Genomic DNA, 17,203 nt, shown 5'->3' with positions numbered 1-17,203 from the left:
CGCTTATCGGTGTATCAGCCGCGGCGTGCTACCTGCAGGCCGTGCCAGAAGGGTTGCAGCCGCTGACGACATTGCTGCGCCACCAGGCGCGAGGCCATCAGCATGGATTGCATGCCATGCACCGTGCCCAGCATGCCGCTCTGCCGCTGTCGGCTCCAACCACGCAGTACGCCGGGTTCGGCCTCAGGTGCGGTCAGCAGCACGGGGGCTGCCGGCGACAGTGTAAGCTGCAACTGTTCCGACAGCAGCTTGAGGCGGCGGTTCGCTTCATCCAGCTGAGTCAGTTCGGGCAAGGTCACGGCAACATGGCTGAGTTCGAGCACGACAATGCGGGCCGCCAGCCAGTCCGTCGCATCGGCAAAGCGTTCGGGCGAACAGCGGTGGTGCCGGCGCGTGGAAGCCAGCAGCATGGCAAAGGCACGAATGTCCGGCAGCAGCGATTCCAGCAGCGGCGTGGCCGCTGTCTGGTCTTGCTGCAGGTAGCGATACAGGCTGTCCGCTTGTGGTGCGACAGCGTTGGCCAAGGCCTCGCCATCGGTCAACAGGGTTACGGACCATGCAGCACCGTCCAGCGCCAGACTGGCGCTTTCTCGGGCTATCTGCCTTGCATCACTGACTTCATTCATGACCTGCATCTCCAGTCGGGCTTGCCTGGGTGGGTCCGGAGCTGATTTGTCTGCTGAAAAAACAAATGCCGCCGGAGTGACCGCGGCGGCATTTATCGGGTTTGTTCGTTCTCTTGTACTTTTTCTTAGTCCAGAGACGCCCCTTGGAGCCGCCGTGAGCTGCGGTACCAATAAAAATAGGCGTTAAAGACTGCGGAGAAAGTAATCATGCTGACCATCCTGCCAACAAGGCCTGCTACCTGTCAAGGTAGACAGGTAAAAAACATTGCATTGCACAAAAAAGCCCGGCGATATGCCGGGCTTTTGCAACAAGCAGCGACAAGGGCCGCTTACATATTGGGATAGTTGGGGCCGCCGCTGCCTTCTGGCGTACACCAGTTGATATTCTGGCTGGGATCCTTGATATCACAGGTCTTGCAGTGCACGCAGTTTTGCGCGTTGATCTGCAAGCGCGGGCTGCCCTCGTCCTGGCCGACGATTTCATACACACCAGCCGGGCAATAACGTTGCTCCGGCGCATCGTACTTGGCCAGATTCAGGCTGATCGGTACAGCAGCATCTTTCAGCTTGAGATGGGGTGGCTGGTCTTCGCTGTGATTGGTGTTGGAAATGAACACCGAGGACAGACGGTCGAAGGTCAGTACGCCATCCGGCTTCGGATAGTCGATACGGTTGCACTGGCTGGCAGGCAGCAGTGTTGCGTGGTCGGCATGCTTGTGTCGCAGCGTCCACGGTGCCTTGCCACGGAACAGGAAGGTGTCGATGGCCGAATAGATCATCGCCGGCCACAGGCCCCAGCGGAAGGACGGGCGGATATTGCGCACCTGGTGCAGCTCTTCGCGCAGCCAGCTTTGCTTGAAGCAGGCGGAATAGCCGACGGCTTCCTGTCCCTGTGCTTCCGGATTTGCCTGCAGCAGTTCGAATACCGCATCGGCAGCCAGCATGGCCGACTTCATTGCGGTATGGGTACCCTTGATCTTGGGCACATTGAGGAAGCCGGCGGTATCACCGATCAGCGCGCCCCCCGGGAAGGTCAGCTTGGGCAGACTCTGGATGCCGCCTTCGGACAAGGCACGTGCGCCATAGGACAGGCGACGGCCGCCTTCGAACACACCCTTGATGGCCGGATGGGTCTTGAAGCGCTGGAATTCCTCGAACGGTGACAGGTAGGGATTGCTGTAATCCAGACCGACCACATAGCCCACCACCACCTGGTTGTCTTCCAGGTGGTACATGAAGGAACCGCCATAGGTGGCGGTGTCCACCGGCCAGCCCACGGTATGGGTGATGGTGCCCGGCTTATGGTTTTCCGGTTTCACTTCCCACAGTTCCTTGATGCCGATGCCGTAGGTTTGCGGGTCGGCACCATCACGCAGCGCAAAGCGCTCGAACAGCATCTTGGTCAGCGAACCGCGACAGCCTTCGGCAAACAGGGTTTGCTTGGCCCACAGCTCCATACCCGGCTCACCCGGCTCATCGCCCAGTTTGCCGGTACCCATGGCACCAGTCGCCACGCCCTTGACCGAGCCATCGGCGTGATACAGCACTTCGGCAGCGGCAAAGCCAGGGTAGATTTCCACGCCCAGCGCTTCGGCCTGCTCACCCAGCCAGCGGCAGAAATTGCCCAGGCTGACAATGTAGTTGCCGTGATTGTGCATCTGCGGCGGGGTCGGCAGCTGGATGGACTCGGTTTCCGTCAGGTAGAGGAAACGGTCGGACAGTGCCGGGATATTCAGCGGCGCGCCCTTTTCTTTCCAGTCCGGTATCAGTTCAGCCAGTGCGCCGGTTTCAATCACGGCGCCCGACAGGATATGCGCCCCGATTTCCGAGCCCTTTTCCAGCAGACAGACACTGATTTCCTGGCCCTTGGCCTCGGCCACTTGCTTCAGGCGAATCGCGGCAGACAGCCCGGCAGGGCCGCCGCCGACGATTACTACGTCGTATTCCATATAATCGCGTTGCACCACATCTCCTTTGCGCCCGGTGGGCTGTCCTTATTGGCTGGCAGTCATCATGCAATGAAGCGGCCTCGCTCGTCAAAATCAAACAAGCGTTTAAACGGTGCCTTGCTCACGCAGTGTGGCAATCCTGGCAGCGTCGTAGCCCAGCGCGCGCAGTACGTCGTCGGTATGTTCACCCAGTTTGGGAGGGGCCTGATTGTACTCGACTGGCGTGCCGGAAAGTTTGATCGGACACCCTACCAGGGGCACATTTTGCCCTACGCTGTCCTGCAAGTGTATTTCCATGCCGCGGTGCTGAATCTGCGGGTCGCGGAAGGCTTCGTCCACCGTATTGATCGGCCCACAAGGCACACCGGCTTCATCCAGCAGCTTCAGCCATTGGTCACGGCCTTTTGCCATGAAGGCCTCGGCCAGTAGCGGCACCACACTGTCACGATGCTTGACCCGCTGCGGATTGCTGGTAAAGCGTTCGTCGTCCGCCAAGGCAGACAGACCAATCACCTGGCACACCGCACGAAACTGCTTGTCGTTGCCGCAAGCCAGGATGAAATGTCCATCGGCACAGGCAAACACCTGATAGGGCACGATATTGGCGTGGGCATTACCCAGCCGTGGCGGAACTTGCTGGCCGATCAGCCAGTTCATATTGATATTGGCCAGCGAGGCCAGCGCGCAGTCAAACAAGGCCATGTCGATGTATTGACCCTTGCCACTGCTCTGGCGCGCGATGATGGCCGCCAGAATGGCATTGCTGGCATAGATGCCGGTAAACAGATCGGTCACGGCCACACCTACCTTGTGCGGCTCGCCATCGGCCGGCCCGGTGATGCTCATCAGGCCGGACATGCCCTGCACGATGTAGTCGTAGCCCGGCAGTTCGGCATAAGGGCCATCCTGGCCAAAACCAGTAATCGAGCAATACACCAGCCGCGGGTTGAGCTGGCTGAGGCTGGCGTAATCCAGCCCGTATTTTTTCAGCCCACCCACCTTGTAGTTTTCAATCACCACGTCGGCATCGCGTGCCAGCGCACGGACAATCTCCTGCCCTTCCGGCTTGGTGATGTCCACCGTCACCGAGCGCTTGCCGCGGTTGGCGCACAGAAAGTAGGCCGCCGTGCCATCCGGCAGGCTGGGTGGTGCCCACTGCCGGGTATCGTCACCGGCCCCGGGCCGCTCGACCTTGAGCACTTCGGCACCCAGGTCAGCCAGCAACTGGCCCGCCCAGGGGCCGGCCAGTACACGGGATAGATCCAGAACCTTGATGCCTGCGAGTGCGCCCGCCATATTGTTCTCCTGATGCGTTTGATGGCCGCTTAGACAGCCGCCGGATGGACAGAGTGATGCCGCCGCCACGGCAGCCGCATTACGCTGTGCACCAAAAAAAGGGCCCGGTACTCACCGGGCCTCACAAGGACAGACAGGAACCAACAACAGGGGCAGGTGGAGCCATACCCCCGCTGTGCTATCAGGCAAATGCCTGAATACCGGTCTGGGCTCGGCCCAGAATCAGGGCATGCACATCATGCGTACCCTCATAAGTGTTGACGGCTTCCAGGTTCATCACATGGCGGATGACGTGGAACTCGTCGGCAATGCCATTGCCACCGTGCATATCGCGAGCGATACGGGCGATGTCCAACGACTTGCCGCAATTGTTGCGCTTGATCAGCGAGATCATTTCCGGCGCGGCCTTACCTTCGTCCAGCAGACGGCCAACACGGATAGCTGCCTGCAGGCCCAGGGCGATTTCAGTCTGCATATTGGCCAGTTTCAGCTGGATCAGCTGGGTGGCGGCCAGCGGGCGGCCAAACTGCTTGCGGTCCAGCGTGTATTGACGGGCAGCATGCCAGCAGAACTCGGCAGCCCCCATGGCGCCCCAAGCGATGCCGAAGCGGGCCTTGTTCAGGCAGCCGAACGGGCCTTTCAGACCCTTCACACCCGGCAGGATGGCATCTTCCGGCACCAGCACTTCGTCCATGACGATTTCGCCGGTAATGGAGGCACGCAGGCTGAACTTGCCATGAATCTTCGGTGCCGACAGGCCCTTCATACCTTTATCCAGCACGAAACCGCGAATCTCGCCTTCATCATCCTTGGCCCACACCACGAACACATCGGCTACCGGGCTATTGGTAATCCACATCTTGCTACCGGACAGCACATAGCCGCCGTCTACCTTGCGGGCGCGGGTTTTCATGCCGGCCGGGTCGGAACCGGCATCCGGCTCGGTCAGGCCGAAACAGCCCACCCATTCACCAGTGGCCAGCTTGGGCAGGTATTTGTCTTTCTGTGCTTCCGAGCCGTAGGCCCAGATCGGATGCATCACCAGGCTGGACTGCACGCTCATGGCCGAGCGGTAGCCGGAATCGACGCGCTCTACTTCGCGAGCCACCAGGCCGTAAGCGACGTGGCTGAGGCCGGCACAGCCGTAGCCGTCGATGGTGCAGCCCAGCAGGCCCAGCTCGCCCATCTCGCTCATGATTTCGCGATCGAAGCGTTCTTCACGATTGGCCGTCAGCACGCGCGGCATCAGGCGATCCTGGCAATAGGCTTCTGCGGTCTGCTGGACCAGACGTTCTTCTTCGGTCAGCTGATCGGCCAGCAGGAAGGGATCTTCCCAGGCAAAGGGTGCGCGGCTGTTGGATGCGGCCATCGAGAGTTCTCCTTGGGTTTGCTTGTTCCGCATTGCGGAATTACGTTTTACATTGCAGAATAGACTAACAACTCCAAATTCGGCTGTAAAGCGTTTTGTTTGATCCTGACCGCAAGCAGGCTATGCTTGCCGCTCGCGCCGCAACGCCAGGCTGGAAAATCCAGGCCATCAATATAGAAATGAGGAAAGCAATGCAGGAAGAGGATGACAAGGACCGGCTATTCGTCACCGCGCTGGCACGTGGTCTGCAGGTGTTGGCGGCTTTCCGCCCCGGCGAATCGGCGCTGTCCAACCTGGAAATCGCCAAGCGTACCGGCCTGCCCAAATCCACCGTGTCACGCCTGACTTACACCCTGACCAAGCTGGGTCATTTGTCGCAGGATGAACACAGCGGCTTTTACCGCCTGGGTGTGGCACTGCTGGCGCTGGGCTCGGTGGTGCTGGCCAGCTATGACATCCGCCAGGTTGCCGGCCCGCTGATGCGCGAATTTGCCCTGGAAAACAATGTGTCGATCAGCCTGGCCATGCGCGATGGCACGGATATGGTGTATCTGGAGACCTGCCGCAGCCAGTCACGGGTCAGCGTGCAGCTGACCGTTGGCTCGCGGGTGCCGATCGCCACCACCGCCATTGGCCGGGCTTTTTATGCCGGCCTGCCGGACAGCACACGCCGTCAGCTGGATGCCGAACTGGCCGCACGCTATGGCGAGCGCTGGCCGGCCTTGCAGCAGCGTCTGCAACAGGCCAGCGATGAGTATCTGCACTGTGGCTATTCAGCATCATTTGGCGAATACGAACCTGACGTGATGGCGGTGGGCGTGCACCTGCCCTCGCCCAACCCGGGCCAGCCGCCAATGAGCCTGAACGCCAGTGGCCCGGCCTTTGCCTTCACTGCCGAGGTGATGCAGCAGCAAGTGGCCCCGGCGCTGATTGCCTTGCGCCAGCGCATCGTGCCGGTCGCCTGATTTGCCGCGCCAGATAGCAAAAAGCCGCCTGATGGCGGCTTTTCCTGTATGCAGCAGCACAATCAGGCGCTCTGGATATAGTGCACCAGCTGGTTGATCACCTGCGCCTGCTCCTGAATGGTGGCATGGACCAGATCGCCGATGGACAACATACCCTGTACCGTCTTGCCCTCCAGCACCGGCAGGTGGCGGATGTGCTTTTCCGTCATCAGCGCCATGCACTGGTCGGAGTTCTGGTCTGGCGTGACATACACCACCTTGCTGGTCATGATGTCGCGGATGCGGGTGCCGGCAGAAGTACGCCCCTGCAGCACGATGCGCCGCGCATAGTCGCGCTCGGAGAATATCCCCACCACATCGCCGCCCTCCATCACCAGCACGGCACCGACATCGTGCTCTGCCATCACCTGCAAAGCCTGAAACACGGTACTTTCCGGCGATACCGTCACCAGCACACGCCCGGACTTCTGCTCCAGCAACTGTCTGACTGTCTGCATTGCACCCTCCTGTTCGGCCACGAGAACCTGAAACAACCTGTTTTAATACTATAGAACAAGACTGATCAACGAAATGGCACAAGGTATGCCGCGCGGAAGCGGTGCATGTGGCACGCAGATGAAAAAGGCCGGTCAACATCGCTGTTGCCGGCCTTGCTTGTCGTGTGCTGACGCCTAGCCGGCGCGGATCATGGTGCCGACACCGTCGTCGGTCATGATTTCCAGCAGCAGCGCATGCGGTACGCGGCCATCGATGATGTGCACGGTATTCACACCACTACGTGCCGCATCCAGCGCCGAACTGATCTTGGGCAGCATGCCGCCGTGGATGGTGCCATCGGCAAACAGGGCGTCCACCTGCTCGGCGGTCAAGCCAGTCAGCAGCTTGCCTTCCTTGTCCAGCACGCCCGGGGTGTTGGTCATCAGGATCAGCTTTTCGGCGTTCAGGGTTTCGGCCAGCTTGCCGGCGACCAGGTCGGCATTGATATTGTAGGCTTCGCCCTGACTGCCCACACCGATGGGGGCGATCACCGGGATGAAATCCTGGCGATCCAGCAGCGACACCAGCGCCGGATCAATGCTGGAGATCTCGCCTACCTGGCCAATGTCGATCTTGTCTTCGCTCTCATCGCTGAGGAACATCTTTTCTGCGCGGATGAAATGGCCATCCTTGCCGGTCAGGCCCACGGCCTTACCACCATGCGTGTTGATCAGCGACACGATTTCCTTGTTCACCAGGCCGCCCAGCACCATTTCCACCACATCCATGGTTTCCTGGTCGGTCACGCGCATGCCCTGGATGAATTTGCCTTCCTTGCCCACGCGCTCCAGCAGTTCGTTGATCTGCGGGCCGCCGCCATGCACCACCACCGGGTTGATGCCCACCAGCTTGAGCAGCACGATGTCCTTGGCAAACCCTTCTTTCAGCGCATCGTCGGTCATGGCGTTGCCACCGTACTTGATCACGATGGTCTTGCCGGAAAAACGGCGGATATACGGCAGGGCCTCGGCGAGAACCAACGCTTTTTCAGCGGCATTTACAGACACGACAATCTCCTTCTGGGGGTAAGGACCGGAGCCATTCCGGCCACTGGCGACAATGTGTTGCATTCTAATCAATCAAGCTACTGAACAGTGATTTATTAATTGCCATGACAAGGCGATTGCACTACATTGCGGAACATTAATGAACAGACATTCAGTTAAATCCATGACCGAAAACTGCCCGATCGCCCGCTGGCGCAGAAAAAAAGAAGCCCGCCCCGCTGAAATACTGGATGCCGCCCTGGGCCAGTTTGTAGAAAAAGGCTATCGCGCCACCAAGATGGAAGACATCGCCCGGGCAGCAGGTGTCACCAAGGGCACGCCCTATCTGTATTTTCAGAACAAAGAAGAAATTTTCAAGGCGATTGCCCGTGGCACCATCGTGGCCAATCTGCAGCAACTGGCCCTGGTTGCCCGCGACTTTGACGGTTCGGCCAGTGAATTGCTGCACCGTATGGTGGAACAGTGGTGGCAAGAAGTGGGCAGCGCCCAGTCCGCCGGGCTGTGCAAGCTGATGATTGCCGAAGCCGCCAACTTTCCGGAACTGGCCCAGTTCTATTTCGATGAGGTCATCTCCCCCAGCAACCAGATGCTGAGCATGGTGCTGCAACGCGGTATCGACAGTGGCGAATTCCGTGCCGTGCCGCTGGCGCACACGGTTGATGCCCTACTGGCCCCCTTGCTGACCACCATGATTTTCAGCCACTCCTTCGGCCAGTTGCCTGGCTGCTGTATCGGCTCCACCAAAGACCCGCTCGGTTTTCTCAAAGACGCGCTGGATCTGGTGCTGCACGGCCTGAAAAAGAACTGACAGGAAACACACCCATGTCCACCTCTCCCCACCACTGGCGTCTTGCCCTGCTTGGCTTGCTACTGCTGGCCGGTTGCAGCAAACAGGCAGCCCCCAGCGAAGAAATCCGCCCGGTCCGCGTGGTTAGCGCCGGCCAGCGCGGCATAGACAACGGCAACTGTTTTGCCGGACAAGTCCGCGCCCGCACCGAAACTGACCTGGCCTTCCGTATCGGCGGCAAGGTCATCGCCAAGCTGGTCAACAGCGGCGAGCATGTCAGGAAAGGACAGGTACTGGCCCGGCTGGACGCCAGCGACACCACGCTGGACAGCAATGCCAAACAAGCTCAGCTGGCCGCAGCAGAATCCGACCTCGCTCAGCAGCAGCTCAATCTGAAGCGCTATCAGGAGCTGCTGGCCAAGCAATTCATCAGCCAGGCGCAGGTCGACAGCCAGCAAAATGGCGTCAACGCAGCTCGCGCCAAGCGCGACGAAGCCCGCGCACAACTGACAGCCAGCCACAATCAGGGCAGCTATACCCAATTAGTCGCCGATGCAGACGGCATCGTCAGCCAGATGCAGGCGGAGCCGGGACAGGTAGTTGCCGCCGGACAAGCCATCGCACGGCTGGCGCATGACGGCGAACGGGAAGTCGCCATCCAGATTCCGGAAAATGCCCTGGCCAGCGTGCGTAAGCAAACCGAATTCACCATCAGCCTGTGGGCCGGAAAACAGCAATACCACGGCCGGCTACGCGAACTGGCCGGCGATGCCGACCCGGCCACCCGCACCTATGCCGCGCGCATCACCCTGCCGCAAGCAGACAGCCTGGCACTGGGCCAAACCGCCACGGTTTCCTTGCCCACTGCCAGCCATGGCGACAGCGCCGCCATGCGGCTGCCGCTGACCGCATTGCTGGATGAGCAGGGCAAGCATTCACTGTGGATTGTCGATGCCAAGACGCTGCGCGTCAGCCGCCGCGCCGTCAGCGTCCTCAACATGGACAGCGACAGCGTCACCGTGCGCGGTGCCCTGCAGCCAGGCGACAAGGTGGTCAGCGCCGGCGTGCACCTGCTGCACGAAGGTCAGCGCGTGCTTCTGCTGCAGCAAGGCGAACAGTGATGAAGAAAATCAATCTGTCGGAATGGGCGCTGCGCCACCAGGCGCTGGTGTTCTACTTCATGGTGATGCTGATGGTGTCCGGCCTGTGGGCCTACACCCAGCTGGGGCAGAAAGAAGACCCGGAATTCACCTTCAAGGCCATGCTGGTGCAGACTTACTGGCCGGGGGCCAAGGCCGAGCAGGTGGAGCAGCAGATCAGCGACCGGCTGGAAGAAAAGCTGCAGGAAATGCCGGAAATCAAATACGTGCAAAGTTACAGCAAGCCGGGCGAATCGCTGTTGCTGGTCACGCTGCGTGAAGATGTTCCGGCCAAAAACGTGCAGGGCCTGTGGTACCAGGTCCGCAAGAAACTGGGCGACGTGCGCAGCAGCCTGCCGAGCAGCGCGCTGGGGCCCTATTTCAATGACGAGTTCGGCGATACCTTCGGCAATATCTATGCCTTCACCGGCGATGGCTTCAGTGCAGAAGAACTGCGCCGCTACGTGGACCGCGCCAAGGAAGAAATCCTGCGCGTGCCGGATGTGGGCAAGGTCAGCCTGGTGGGCGAACAAAGCGAAAACATCTATATCGACCTGTCCAGCAGCAAGCTCGCTTCGCTGGGGCTGGACACCAGCACCATCTGGACCGCGCTGCAACAACAGAATGCCATGCTGCCGGCCGGCAGCTACGAAACCGCCAGCGACCGTATCTGGGTACGCCCGACCGGCAATTACAGCACGGTAGAGGCCGTGGCCAACACGCCCATCGTGGCCAATGGCAAGACGCTGCGCCTGGCTGACATTGCCAGCATTCACCGCGGCTTCATCGACCCGCCCTCCTTCCGCATGCGCTTTAATGGCCAGCCGGCCCTGGGCCTGGCCATCAGCATGAAAAGCGGCGGCGATGTGCTGAAGCTGGGCGAGCATCTGGACGCAACCCTGCAGACAATCCAGGCCAAGCTGCCGGTGGGCATCCAGATCCATGCTGTGTCCGACCAGCCCAAGGTGGTAAAGGGTGCGGTTGGCGAATTCATGAGTTCGCTGATCGAGGCGGTGCTGATCGTGCTGGCCGTCAGCTTCTTCAGCCTGGGCCTGCGTACCGGCGTGGTGGTGGCACTGTCGATTCCACTGGTGCTGGCCATGACCTTTCTGGCCATGTACTTCTTCAAGCTCGATCTGCAACGCATCTCGCTGGGTTCGCTGATCATCGCGCTGGGCCTGCTGGTGGACGATGCCATCATCGCCGTGGAAATGATGGCGCTGAAACTGGAACAGGGCTGGAACAAATTCCAGGCTGCCACCTATGCCTACACCAGCACCGCCTTCCCCATGCTCACCGGCACGCTGATTACCGCCGCCACCTTTCTGCCGGTGGGGCTGGCCAAGTCCGATGCCGGCGAATACGTGTTCAGCCTGTTTGCCGTGGTGGGGCTGGCGCTGATCCTGTCGTGGATCGTCGCCGTGGTGTTTACGCCGTTTCTGGGTTACAAGCTGCTGCCGGAACAGGCCATGCATCATCAGACGCATGATGTTTACCAGAAGCCCTTCTACATCCGCTTTCGTGCGCTGCTGGAATGGTGTCTGCACTACCGCAAGACCGTCATTGCCACCACGCTGGGCATTTTCGTACTGTCTTTGCTGGCCTTCCGCCTGCTGGTGGCCCAGCAGTTCTTTCCTTCGTCCAACCGGCCCGAGCTGATGGTGGACATGTGGCTGCCACGTGGTGCCAGTTATGCCGCCACCGAAGGCGAGGTGAAAAAGCTGGAAGCGCTGATCAAGCAGGACAAGAACGTGCTCAGCGTCACCAGCTATGTGGGCAGCGGCAGCCCGCGCTTCTACCTGCCGCTGGACCAGCAGCAACAGCATCTGAACTACGCCCAGCTGATGGTGATGACCGGCGACGAGCATGTGCGCGAACAGGTCAAGGCGCGGCTGGAATCCATCTTCGACCACGATTTCCCGCTGGTGCGCGGCCGGGTGACCCGGCTGGAAAACGGCCCGCCGGTGGGCTACCCGGTGCAGTTCCGCGTCATGGGACCGGATCATGACAAGATCCGCGCCATTGCCGCCCAGGTAGAACAAAAAGTGCGCGCCCATCCGGCTAGCCGTCACGTCAACATCAACTGGGGCGAACAGCTGAAGGCGCTGCGCATTACGCTGGATCAGGACAAGATCCGCCTGCTGGGCATCAACAGCCAATCCTTGTCGCAACAGCTGCAGATGCTGATTTCCGGTGCCACCATCACCGATTATCGCGATGGCAACCGCAGCGTCGGCATTGTCGCCCGTCTGAACAAGCAGGAGCACAGCGACGTGGCCGCGCTGGGTAATTTGCAGGTGCAAACCGCCAGTGGCCGCTTTGTGCCGGTCTCCCAGTTGGGCAAGATCGAATACCAGCCGGAAGAATCCATCATCTGGCGGCGCAACCGCCTGCCCACCATCACCGTCAATGCCGATGTGGCCGACGGCGTGCAGGGTGATGATGTGTCCGCCGCGCTGTGGCCGCAGATGCAGCAGCTGGAACAAAGCCTGCCGCTGGGTTATCACATCGAGCTGGGCGGTTCGATGGAGTCCAGTGGCAATTCGCAGACCGCCATCGCCGCCGTCGCACCCTTCATGATCGTGGTGGTGCTAACCCTGCTGATGCTGCAGCTGCAAAGCTTCCAGCGCACCCTGATGGTATTGCTGACCGCACCGCTGGGCATGATAGGCGTCACGCTGACGCTGATCATCTTCCACTCGCCCTTTGGCTTTGTCGCCATGCTGGGGGTGATTGCCCTGTCCGGCATGATCATGCGCAACTCGGTGATCCTGGTCGACCAGATCGAACAGGACATCCGTGAAGGCATAGACCGGCACGAAGCCATCATCGGCTCGACGGTACGGCGCTTCCGCCCCATCATGCTGACGGCGCTGGCCGCCATCCTGGCCATGATTCCGCTCACCCGCAGCACCTTCTGGGGGCCGATGGCCGTGGCCATCATGGGTGGCCTGCTGGTGGCCACGGTGCTGACCCTGCTGTTTTTGCCCGCCCTGTACGCCCAGTGGTTCAGGGTGGAAAGCAAACCGAAGAGAACATCATGAAGACATACGCCCACTGCGCACCGCTGCTGAGTGGACTGGCCCTGATGCTGGCCAGCACGGCCACGCCGGCCTTCGACCTGACCCAGGCCTGGCTGGCTGCACGCGACTACAACAGCGACTACGCCGCCTCGCGCGCCGAGCTGGGAGCCGGCCGCGAACTGGCCGTGCAGGGCCGCGCCCAGTTGCTGCCGCAAGTCGCCCTGACCGGCAGCTACAGCCATACCAACCCGACCCAGCCGGCCGGACAGTCCACTTACGACAGCTCCGGCTATGGCGTGCAACTGAGCCAGCCGCTGTTCGACACTAGCAAGTACAGCGCCTACCAGAAAGGCAAGATTGCCCGCCTGCAGGCAGAAACGGCCTTCAGCGCGGCAGAGCAGCAATTGATCGTCGACATCGCCCGCGCCTATTTTGATGTCCTGCTGGCCGAAGACACCCTGGCCGCCACCCGTGCCAGCAAAAAAGCCTATCGCACACAGCTGGAGCAGGCGAAAACCGCCTTTGAGCTGGGCACCGCCACCATCATCGATACCCACGAAGCCCAGGCCGGCTTCGATGCTGCCAGCGCCAAGGAAATCGTTGCGCTGAACCAGCAGGAAATCAGCCAGAACAATCTGCGCCGGCTGACCGGGCTGGATACCAGCGCCATCCAGCCCTTGCAGCAACAGCTGCCGCCACCGCCAGCCGGCACCTTGCAAGGCTGGCTGGAGCGGGCGACCAACAATAGCCTTACCTTGCAGGCAGCGGAGCAGGCACTGGCCTACGCCAGCCAGACCGTGACCGAAAAGCGCGGCAACCAGCTACCGGTAGTCGCCCTGAATGCCGGCTACAACGACAACCGCAGCAACCAGCCCAATGCCCTGCCGGTGACACGCGGCAGCAGCATAGGCGTGTCCGTCAGCCTGCCGCTGTTTGCCGGGGGCGGCATCAACTCGCAAATTCGCGAAGCACTGGCCCGCGAAGAATCCGCACGCGACAAGCTCGAGTCCGCCCGCCGCCAGCTCAAGGAGGATGTCCGCAAAAGCTGGCTGGGTGTGACCAATGGCGCGGCACTGGTACGGGCGCAGCAGCAGTTGCTGGTATCGGCCAAAAGCAAGGTTGACTCCACCAAGCTGGGCAAGGAAGTGGGCATTCGTACCAACCTGGACGTGTTGCAGGCAGAGCAGGCTTACTACGATGCGCTCACCAGCCTGGCTACCGCCAAATACGATTACCTGACGGCACGCCTGCAACTGGGACAGGTGGCCGGCACGCTGGATCAGGACCAGCTGCAAGAGGTGAATGCGGCAGTGCGGCATTAAGAAAATTTGTGACTTTTGATCAAATGGGGCTACTGTGCGCACAGCGGCCCCATTTTTCATGGTGTGCTGGTCTTGCAACAAGTGTTTAACTTTTTGTAGCAAGTGTAGCTTTTTGCTAAACACCTGATTAGAATCAAACGACTCTGGAAGCCGCCGAATTATCGCCCCGGCAGCTGGTTGACCCGGCAAAAAAGCATCGAAAGTGCCGCCGCCGCAACCAGCCCTTCCGTCCAGGACATCGCCGCCAGGCACCCCAATCTTAGGAGAGATGGAATGAGCAACAAAGATCTGATGCAACGCAAGGCCGATGCAACCCCGCGCGGCGTGGGTGTAATGTGTACATTCTTTGCCGACAAGGCCAAGAACGCCGAAGTATGGGATATCGAAGGCAACCGTTACATCGACTTTGCTGGCGGTATCGGCGTACTGAATACCGGCCACCTGCACGCCAAGGTACAGGCCGCCGTCGCCGAGCAACTGAACAAGTTCAGCCACACCTGCTATCAGGTTGTTCCGTACGAATCCTATGTTGACGTGGCCGAAAAGCTGAACAAGCTGACCCCGGGCAACTTCGCCAAGAAAACCGCTTTCTTCAGCACCGGTGCTGAAGCCGTCGAGAATGCCATCAAGGTAGCCCGCGCCGCCACTGGCCGCCCGGGTGTGATCGCATTTGGCGGTGCTTTCCATGGTCGTACCATGCTGGGCATGGCACTGACCGGCAAGGTAGCCCCGTACAAAATCGGCTTTGGTCCGTTTGTCGGTGAGATCTACCACGCTGCCTACCCGAATGCCCTGCACGGCGTATCGGTGGAAGATTCGATGGCCAGCATCGAAAAACTGTTCAAGTTTGATATCGAAGCCAAGCGCGTTGCCGCCATCATTTTCGAACCGGTACAAGGCGAAGGTGGTTTCTACTCCGCTCCGGCCGAATGGGTTCGTGCCATCCGCAAGCTGTGTGACGACAACGGCATCGTGATGATTGCCGACGAAGTGCAAGCCGGCTTTGCCCGTACCGGCAAGCTGTTTGCCATGGAACACTACGATGTGACCCCGGACCTGACCACCATGGCCAAGTCGCTGGCAGGCGGTTTCCCGCTGGCAGCCCTGGTCGGCAAGGCCGAACTGATGGACGCACCGGCACCGGGCGGCCTGGGTGGCACTTACGCCGGCAGCCCGCTGGGTCTGGCTGCTGCCAGCGCCGTCATCGACGTGATTCAGGAAGAAAACCTGCTGGAACGCTCCAACAAGCTGGGCGACCTGCTGAAAGAAAAGCTGCACAGCCTGAAGAAAGACATCCCGCAGATCGCCGACATCCGTGGTCTGGGCGCGATGGTCGCTGTCGAGTTCAACAAGCCGGGCACCCACGAACCGGATGCCGAGTTCACCAAGAAGGTACAGACCAAGGCGCTGGAATCCGGCCTGATCCTGCTGACTTGCGGCGTGTACTACAACGTGGTGCGTTTCCTGTTCCCGCTGACCATCGAAGATGAAATCTTCGCCGAAGCGCTGGCCAAGCTGGAAGCGGCCCTGAAGGCCTGATCGCTTAACGGCTGATGGCAACGGCCAATCCCGGCAGCGGGGTTGGCCGTCTGCACAAACAATATCCTCCGCCCACCTACTGGAGAGAGACATGCTGAATCTGAAAGATCCTTCCCTGCTCAAGCAGCAGTGCTATATCAACGGCCAATGGCTGGATGCTGACAACGGCGCAACCATTGCCGTCACCAACCCGGCTACCGGCGAAGTCATCGCCACCGTACCGAAAATGGGCAAGGCCGAAGCCGAACGCGCCGTGGCCGGTGCTGCCGAAGCCTTCAAGAGCTGGAAAAAGAAATCTGCCAAGGAACGCGCCACCATCCTGCGCCGCTGGTTTGACCTGATGATGGCGAACCAGGACGACCTGGCCGTCATCCTGACCTGCGAACAGGGTAAGCCGCTGGCCGAAGCCAAGGGCGAAATCGCCTATGGCGCTTCTTATATCGAATGGTATGCCGAAGAAGCCAAGCGCCTGTACGGCGACACCATCCCGGCACCGGCTGCGGACCGCCGCATTCTGGTGACCAAGGAGCCGATCGGCGTGACCGCCGCCATCACCCCGTGGAACTTCCCCAATGCCATGATCACCCGCAAGGCTGCTCCTGCACTGGCAGCTGGCTGCCCGATGGTGGTGCGCCCGGCCAGCCAGACCCCGCTGTCGGCCCTGGCCATTGCCGTACTGGCCGAACGTGCCGGCATCCCGGCTGGCGTATTCTCGGTACTGACCGGTGGCTCCAGCGAAATCGGCAGCGTGCTGACCGGCAGCGACACCGTGAAGAAATTCTCCTTCACCGGCTCCACCGAAGTGGGTCGCAAGCTGATCGCCCAGTGTGCCGACACCGTCAAGAAAGTATCGATGGAACTGGGCGGCAACGCGCCGTTCATCGTGTTTGATGATGCCGATCTGGATGCCGCCGTAGAAGGTGCCATGATCTCCAAGTACCGCAATGCCGGCCAGACCTGCGTCTGCGCCAACCGCCTGCTGGTACAGGATGGCGTCTATGATGCCTTTGCCGAAAAGTTTGCTGCTGCGGTTGCCAAGCTCAATGTCGGCAATGGTCTGGAAAACGGCATTACCCAAGGCCCGATGATCGACACCAATGCCGTGGCCAAGGTGGAAGAGCACATTGCCGATGCACTGGCCAAGGGCGGCAAGCTGGTAGCCGGTGGCAAGCGCCACGCACTGGGCCACAGCTTCTTCGAACCCACCGTGATTACCGGCGTGACCCCGGCGATGAAAGTGGCCAAGGAAGAAACCTTCGGCCCGCTGGCACCGCTGTTCCGCTTCAGCACCGAAGAAGAAGCCATCCAGATGGCCAACGACACCGAATTCGGTCTGGCCAGCTACTTCTATGCCCGCGATGTGGGTCGTATCTTCCGTGTATCGGAAGGCCTGGAGTACGGCATGGTCGCCGTCAACAGCGGCATCCTGTCCAATGAAGCGGCACCCTTCGGCGGCGTGAAGCAATCCGGCCTCGGCCGCGAAGGCAGCAAGTACGGCATTGAAGACTATCTGGAAATCAAATACGTACTGCTGGGTGGTCTGGACAAGTAAGTCCGGTCATCCCTGCTGAAAAAGGCCGCTTGCGCGGCCTTTTTTCGTACCCGCCAAAGACAAGGGCCGCTCACGCGGCCCTTGTCTTTGGC

General features: G+C 60.5%; 13 protein-coding genes. 7 read left to right on the top strand and 6 right to left on the bottom strand.

Annotated features, from left to right (window positions below):
* Positions 1 to 14 precede the first annotated feature (14 nt).
* From FAZ30_RS07965 to FAZ30_RS07950, 4 genes are all read right to left on the bottom strand, one after another.
* Positions 15 to 626, bottom strand: a complete 612-nt coding sequence (locus tag FAZ30_RS07965) for a hypothetical protein (protein WP_137009223.1) — start codon at positions 624 to 626, stop codon at positions 15 to 17.
* 329 nt (positions 627 to 955) lie between these two features.
* Positions 956 to 2,575: an electron transfer flavoprotein-ubiquinone oxidoreductase gene (locus FAZ30_RS07960; protein ID WP_124644443.1), complete on the bottom strand. Its 1,620-nt coding sequence runs from the start codon at positions 2,573 to 2,575 to the stop codon at positions 956 to 958.
* A gap of 105 nt (positions 2,576 to 2,680) precedes the next feature.
* Positions 2,681 to 3,871 (bottom strand): CaiB/BaiF CoA transferase family protein, encoded by a 1,191-nt coding sequence (locus FAZ30_RS07955; RefSeq protein ID WP_124644426.1) that lies wholly within the window; start codon positions 3,869 to 3,871, stop codon positions 2,681 to 2,683.
* A gap of 181 nt (positions 3,872 to 4,052) precedes the next feature.
* On the bottom strand, positions 4,053 to 5,240 hold the full coding sequence (locus tag FAZ30_RS07950; RefSeq protein WP_124644427.1) for an acyl-CoA dehydrogenase: 1,188 nt from the start codon (positions 5,238 to 5,240) through the stop codon (positions 4,053 to 4,055).
* 191 nt (positions 5,241 to 5,431) lie between these two features.
* On the opposite strand from FAZ30_RS07950, the gene FAZ30_RS07945 reads away from it, so the two are divergent.
* On the top strand, positions 5,432 to 6,205 hold the full coding sequence (locus tag FAZ30_RS07945; RefSeq protein ID WP_124644428.1) for an IclR family transcriptional regulator: 774 nt from the start codon (positions 5,432 to 5,434) through the stop codon (positions 6,203 to 6,205).
* A 62-nt stretch (positions 6,206 to 6,267) separates the two neighbouring features.
* Here the strand turns inward: FAZ30_RS07945 and FAZ30_RS07940 are convergent, their stop codons facing one another.
* Complete coding sequence (locus tag FAZ30_RS07940; RefSeq protein WP_124644429.1) at positions 6,268 to 6,702, bottom strand: CBS domain-containing protein; 435 nt, start codon at positions 6,700 to 6,702, stop codon at positions 6,268 to 6,270.
* 174 nt (positions 6,703 to 6,876) lie between these two features.
* Entirely contained in the window at positions 6,877 to 7,749 is an 873-nt protein-coding gene (gene argB / locus FAZ30_RS07935) for an acetylglutamate kinase (RefSeq protein WP_124644430.1), read from the bottom strand.
* Between the two features lie 139 nt (positions 7,750 to 7,888).
* On the opposite strand from argB, the gene FAZ30_RS07930 reads away from it, so the two are divergent.
* The 6 genes from FAZ30_RS07930 (at position 7,889) to gabD (ending at position 17,111) form a co-directional block, all read left to right on the top strand.
* Positions 7,889 to 8,557, top strand: a complete 669-nt coding sequence (locus FAZ30_RS07930; protein ID WP_233578535.1) for a TetR/AcrR family transcriptional regulator — start codon at positions 7,889 to 7,891, stop codon at positions 8,555 to 8,557.
* Positions 8,558 to 8,571: 14 nt separating this feature from the next.
* Positions 8,572 to 9,657: an efflux RND transporter periplasmic adaptor subunit gene (locus tag FAZ30_RS07925; protein WP_124644431.1), complete on the top strand. Its 1,086-nt coding sequence runs from the start codon at positions 8,572 to 8,574 to the stop codon at positions 9,655 to 9,657.
* Entirely contained in the window at positions 9,657 to 12,719 is a 3,063-nt protein-coding gene (locus FAZ30_RS07920; RefSeq protein WP_199731046.1) for an efflux RND transporter permease subunit, read from the top strand. Before FAZ30_RS07925 ends, FAZ30_RS07920 begins: the two co-directional genes overlap by 1 nt.
* A complete protein-coding gene (locus FAZ30_RS07915; RefSeq protein ID WP_124644433.1) occupies positions 12,716 to 14,020 on the top strand; it encodes a TolC family outer membrane protein in 1,305 nt (434 codons plus the stop codon). Before FAZ30_RS07920 ends, FAZ30_RS07915 begins: the two co-directional genes overlap by 4 nt.
* A 273-nt stretch (positions 14,021 to 14,293) precedes the next feature.
* Positions 14,294 to 15,559, top strand: coding sequence for a 4-aminobutyrate--2-oxoglutarate transaminase (gabT, locus tag FAZ30_RS07910; RefSeq protein ID WP_124644434.1), 1,266 nt, complete (start codon positions 14,294 to 14,296; stop codon positions 15,557 to 15,559).
* 91 nt (positions 15,560 to 15,650) lie between these two features.
* The gene (gene gabD / locus FAZ30_RS07905; protein ID WP_124644435.1) at positions 15,651 to 17,111 is read left to right on the top strand and encodes an NADP-dependent succinate-semialdehyde dehydrogenase; all 1,461 of its coding nucleotides are present in this window, start codon (positions 15,651 to 15,653) and stop codon (positions 17,109 to 17,111) included.
* Positions 17,112 to 17,203 lie beyond the last annotated feature (92 nt).

It is taken from the genome of Aquitalea aquatilis (genome assembly GCF_005155025.1).
Classification (GTDB): domain Bacteria; phylum Pseudomonadota; class Gammaproteobacteria; order Burkholderiales; family Chromobacteriaceae; genus Aquitalea; species Aquitalea aquatilis.
The sequence above is the reverse complement of the archived record's forward strand: the minus strand, read 5'-3'. Positions and strand labels throughout refer to the sequence as shown.

Coding starts and splice junctions, on each gene's coding strand:
- FAZ30_RS07965 (WP_137009223.1), bottom strand. CDS start 626: ATGAATGAAGTCAGTGATGCAAGGCAGATAGCCCGAGAAAGCGCCAGT.
- FAZ30_RS07960 (WP_124644443.1), bottom strand. CDS start 2,575: ATGGAATACGACGTAGTAATCGTCGGCGGCGGCCCTGCCGGGCTGTCT.
- FAZ30_RS07955 (WP_124644426.1), bottom strand. CDS start 3,871: ATGGCGGGCGCACTCGCAGGCATCAAGGTTCTGGATCTATCCCGTGTA.
- FAZ30_RS07950 (WP_124644427.1), bottom strand. CDS start 5,240: ATGGCCGCATCCAACAGCCGCGCACCCTTTGCCTGGGAAGATCCCTTC.
- FAZ30_RS07945 (WP_124644428.1), top strand. CDS start 5,432: ATGCAGGAAGAGGATGACAAGGACCGGCTATTCGTCACCGCGCTGGCA.
- FAZ30_RS07940 (WP_124644429.1), bottom strand. CDS start 6,702: ATGCAGACAGTCAGACAGTTGCTGGAGCAGAAGTCCGGGCGTGTGCTG.
- FAZ30_RS07930 (WP_233578535.1), top strand. CDS start 7,889: ATGAACAGACATTCAGTTAAATCCATGACCGAAAACTGCCCGATCGCC.
- FAZ30_RS07925 (WP_124644431.1), top strand. CDS start 8,572: ATGTCCACCTCTCCCCACCACTGGCGTCTTGCCCTGCTTGGCTTGCTA.
- FAZ30_RS07920 (WP_199731046.1), top strand. CDS start 9,657: ATGAAGAAAATCAATCTGTCGGAATGGGCGCTGCGCCACCAGGCGCTG.
- FAZ30_RS07915 (WP_124644433.1), top strand. CDS start 12,716: ATGAAGACATACGCCCACTGCGCACCGCTGCTGAGTGGACTGGCCCTG.
- gabT (WP_124644434.1), top strand. CDS start 14,294: ATGAGCAACAAAGATCTGATGCAACGCAAGGCCGATGCAACCCCGCGC.
- gabD (WP_124644435.1), top strand. CDS start 15,651: ATGCTGAATCTGAAAGATCCTTCCCTGCTCAAGCAGCAGTGCTATATC.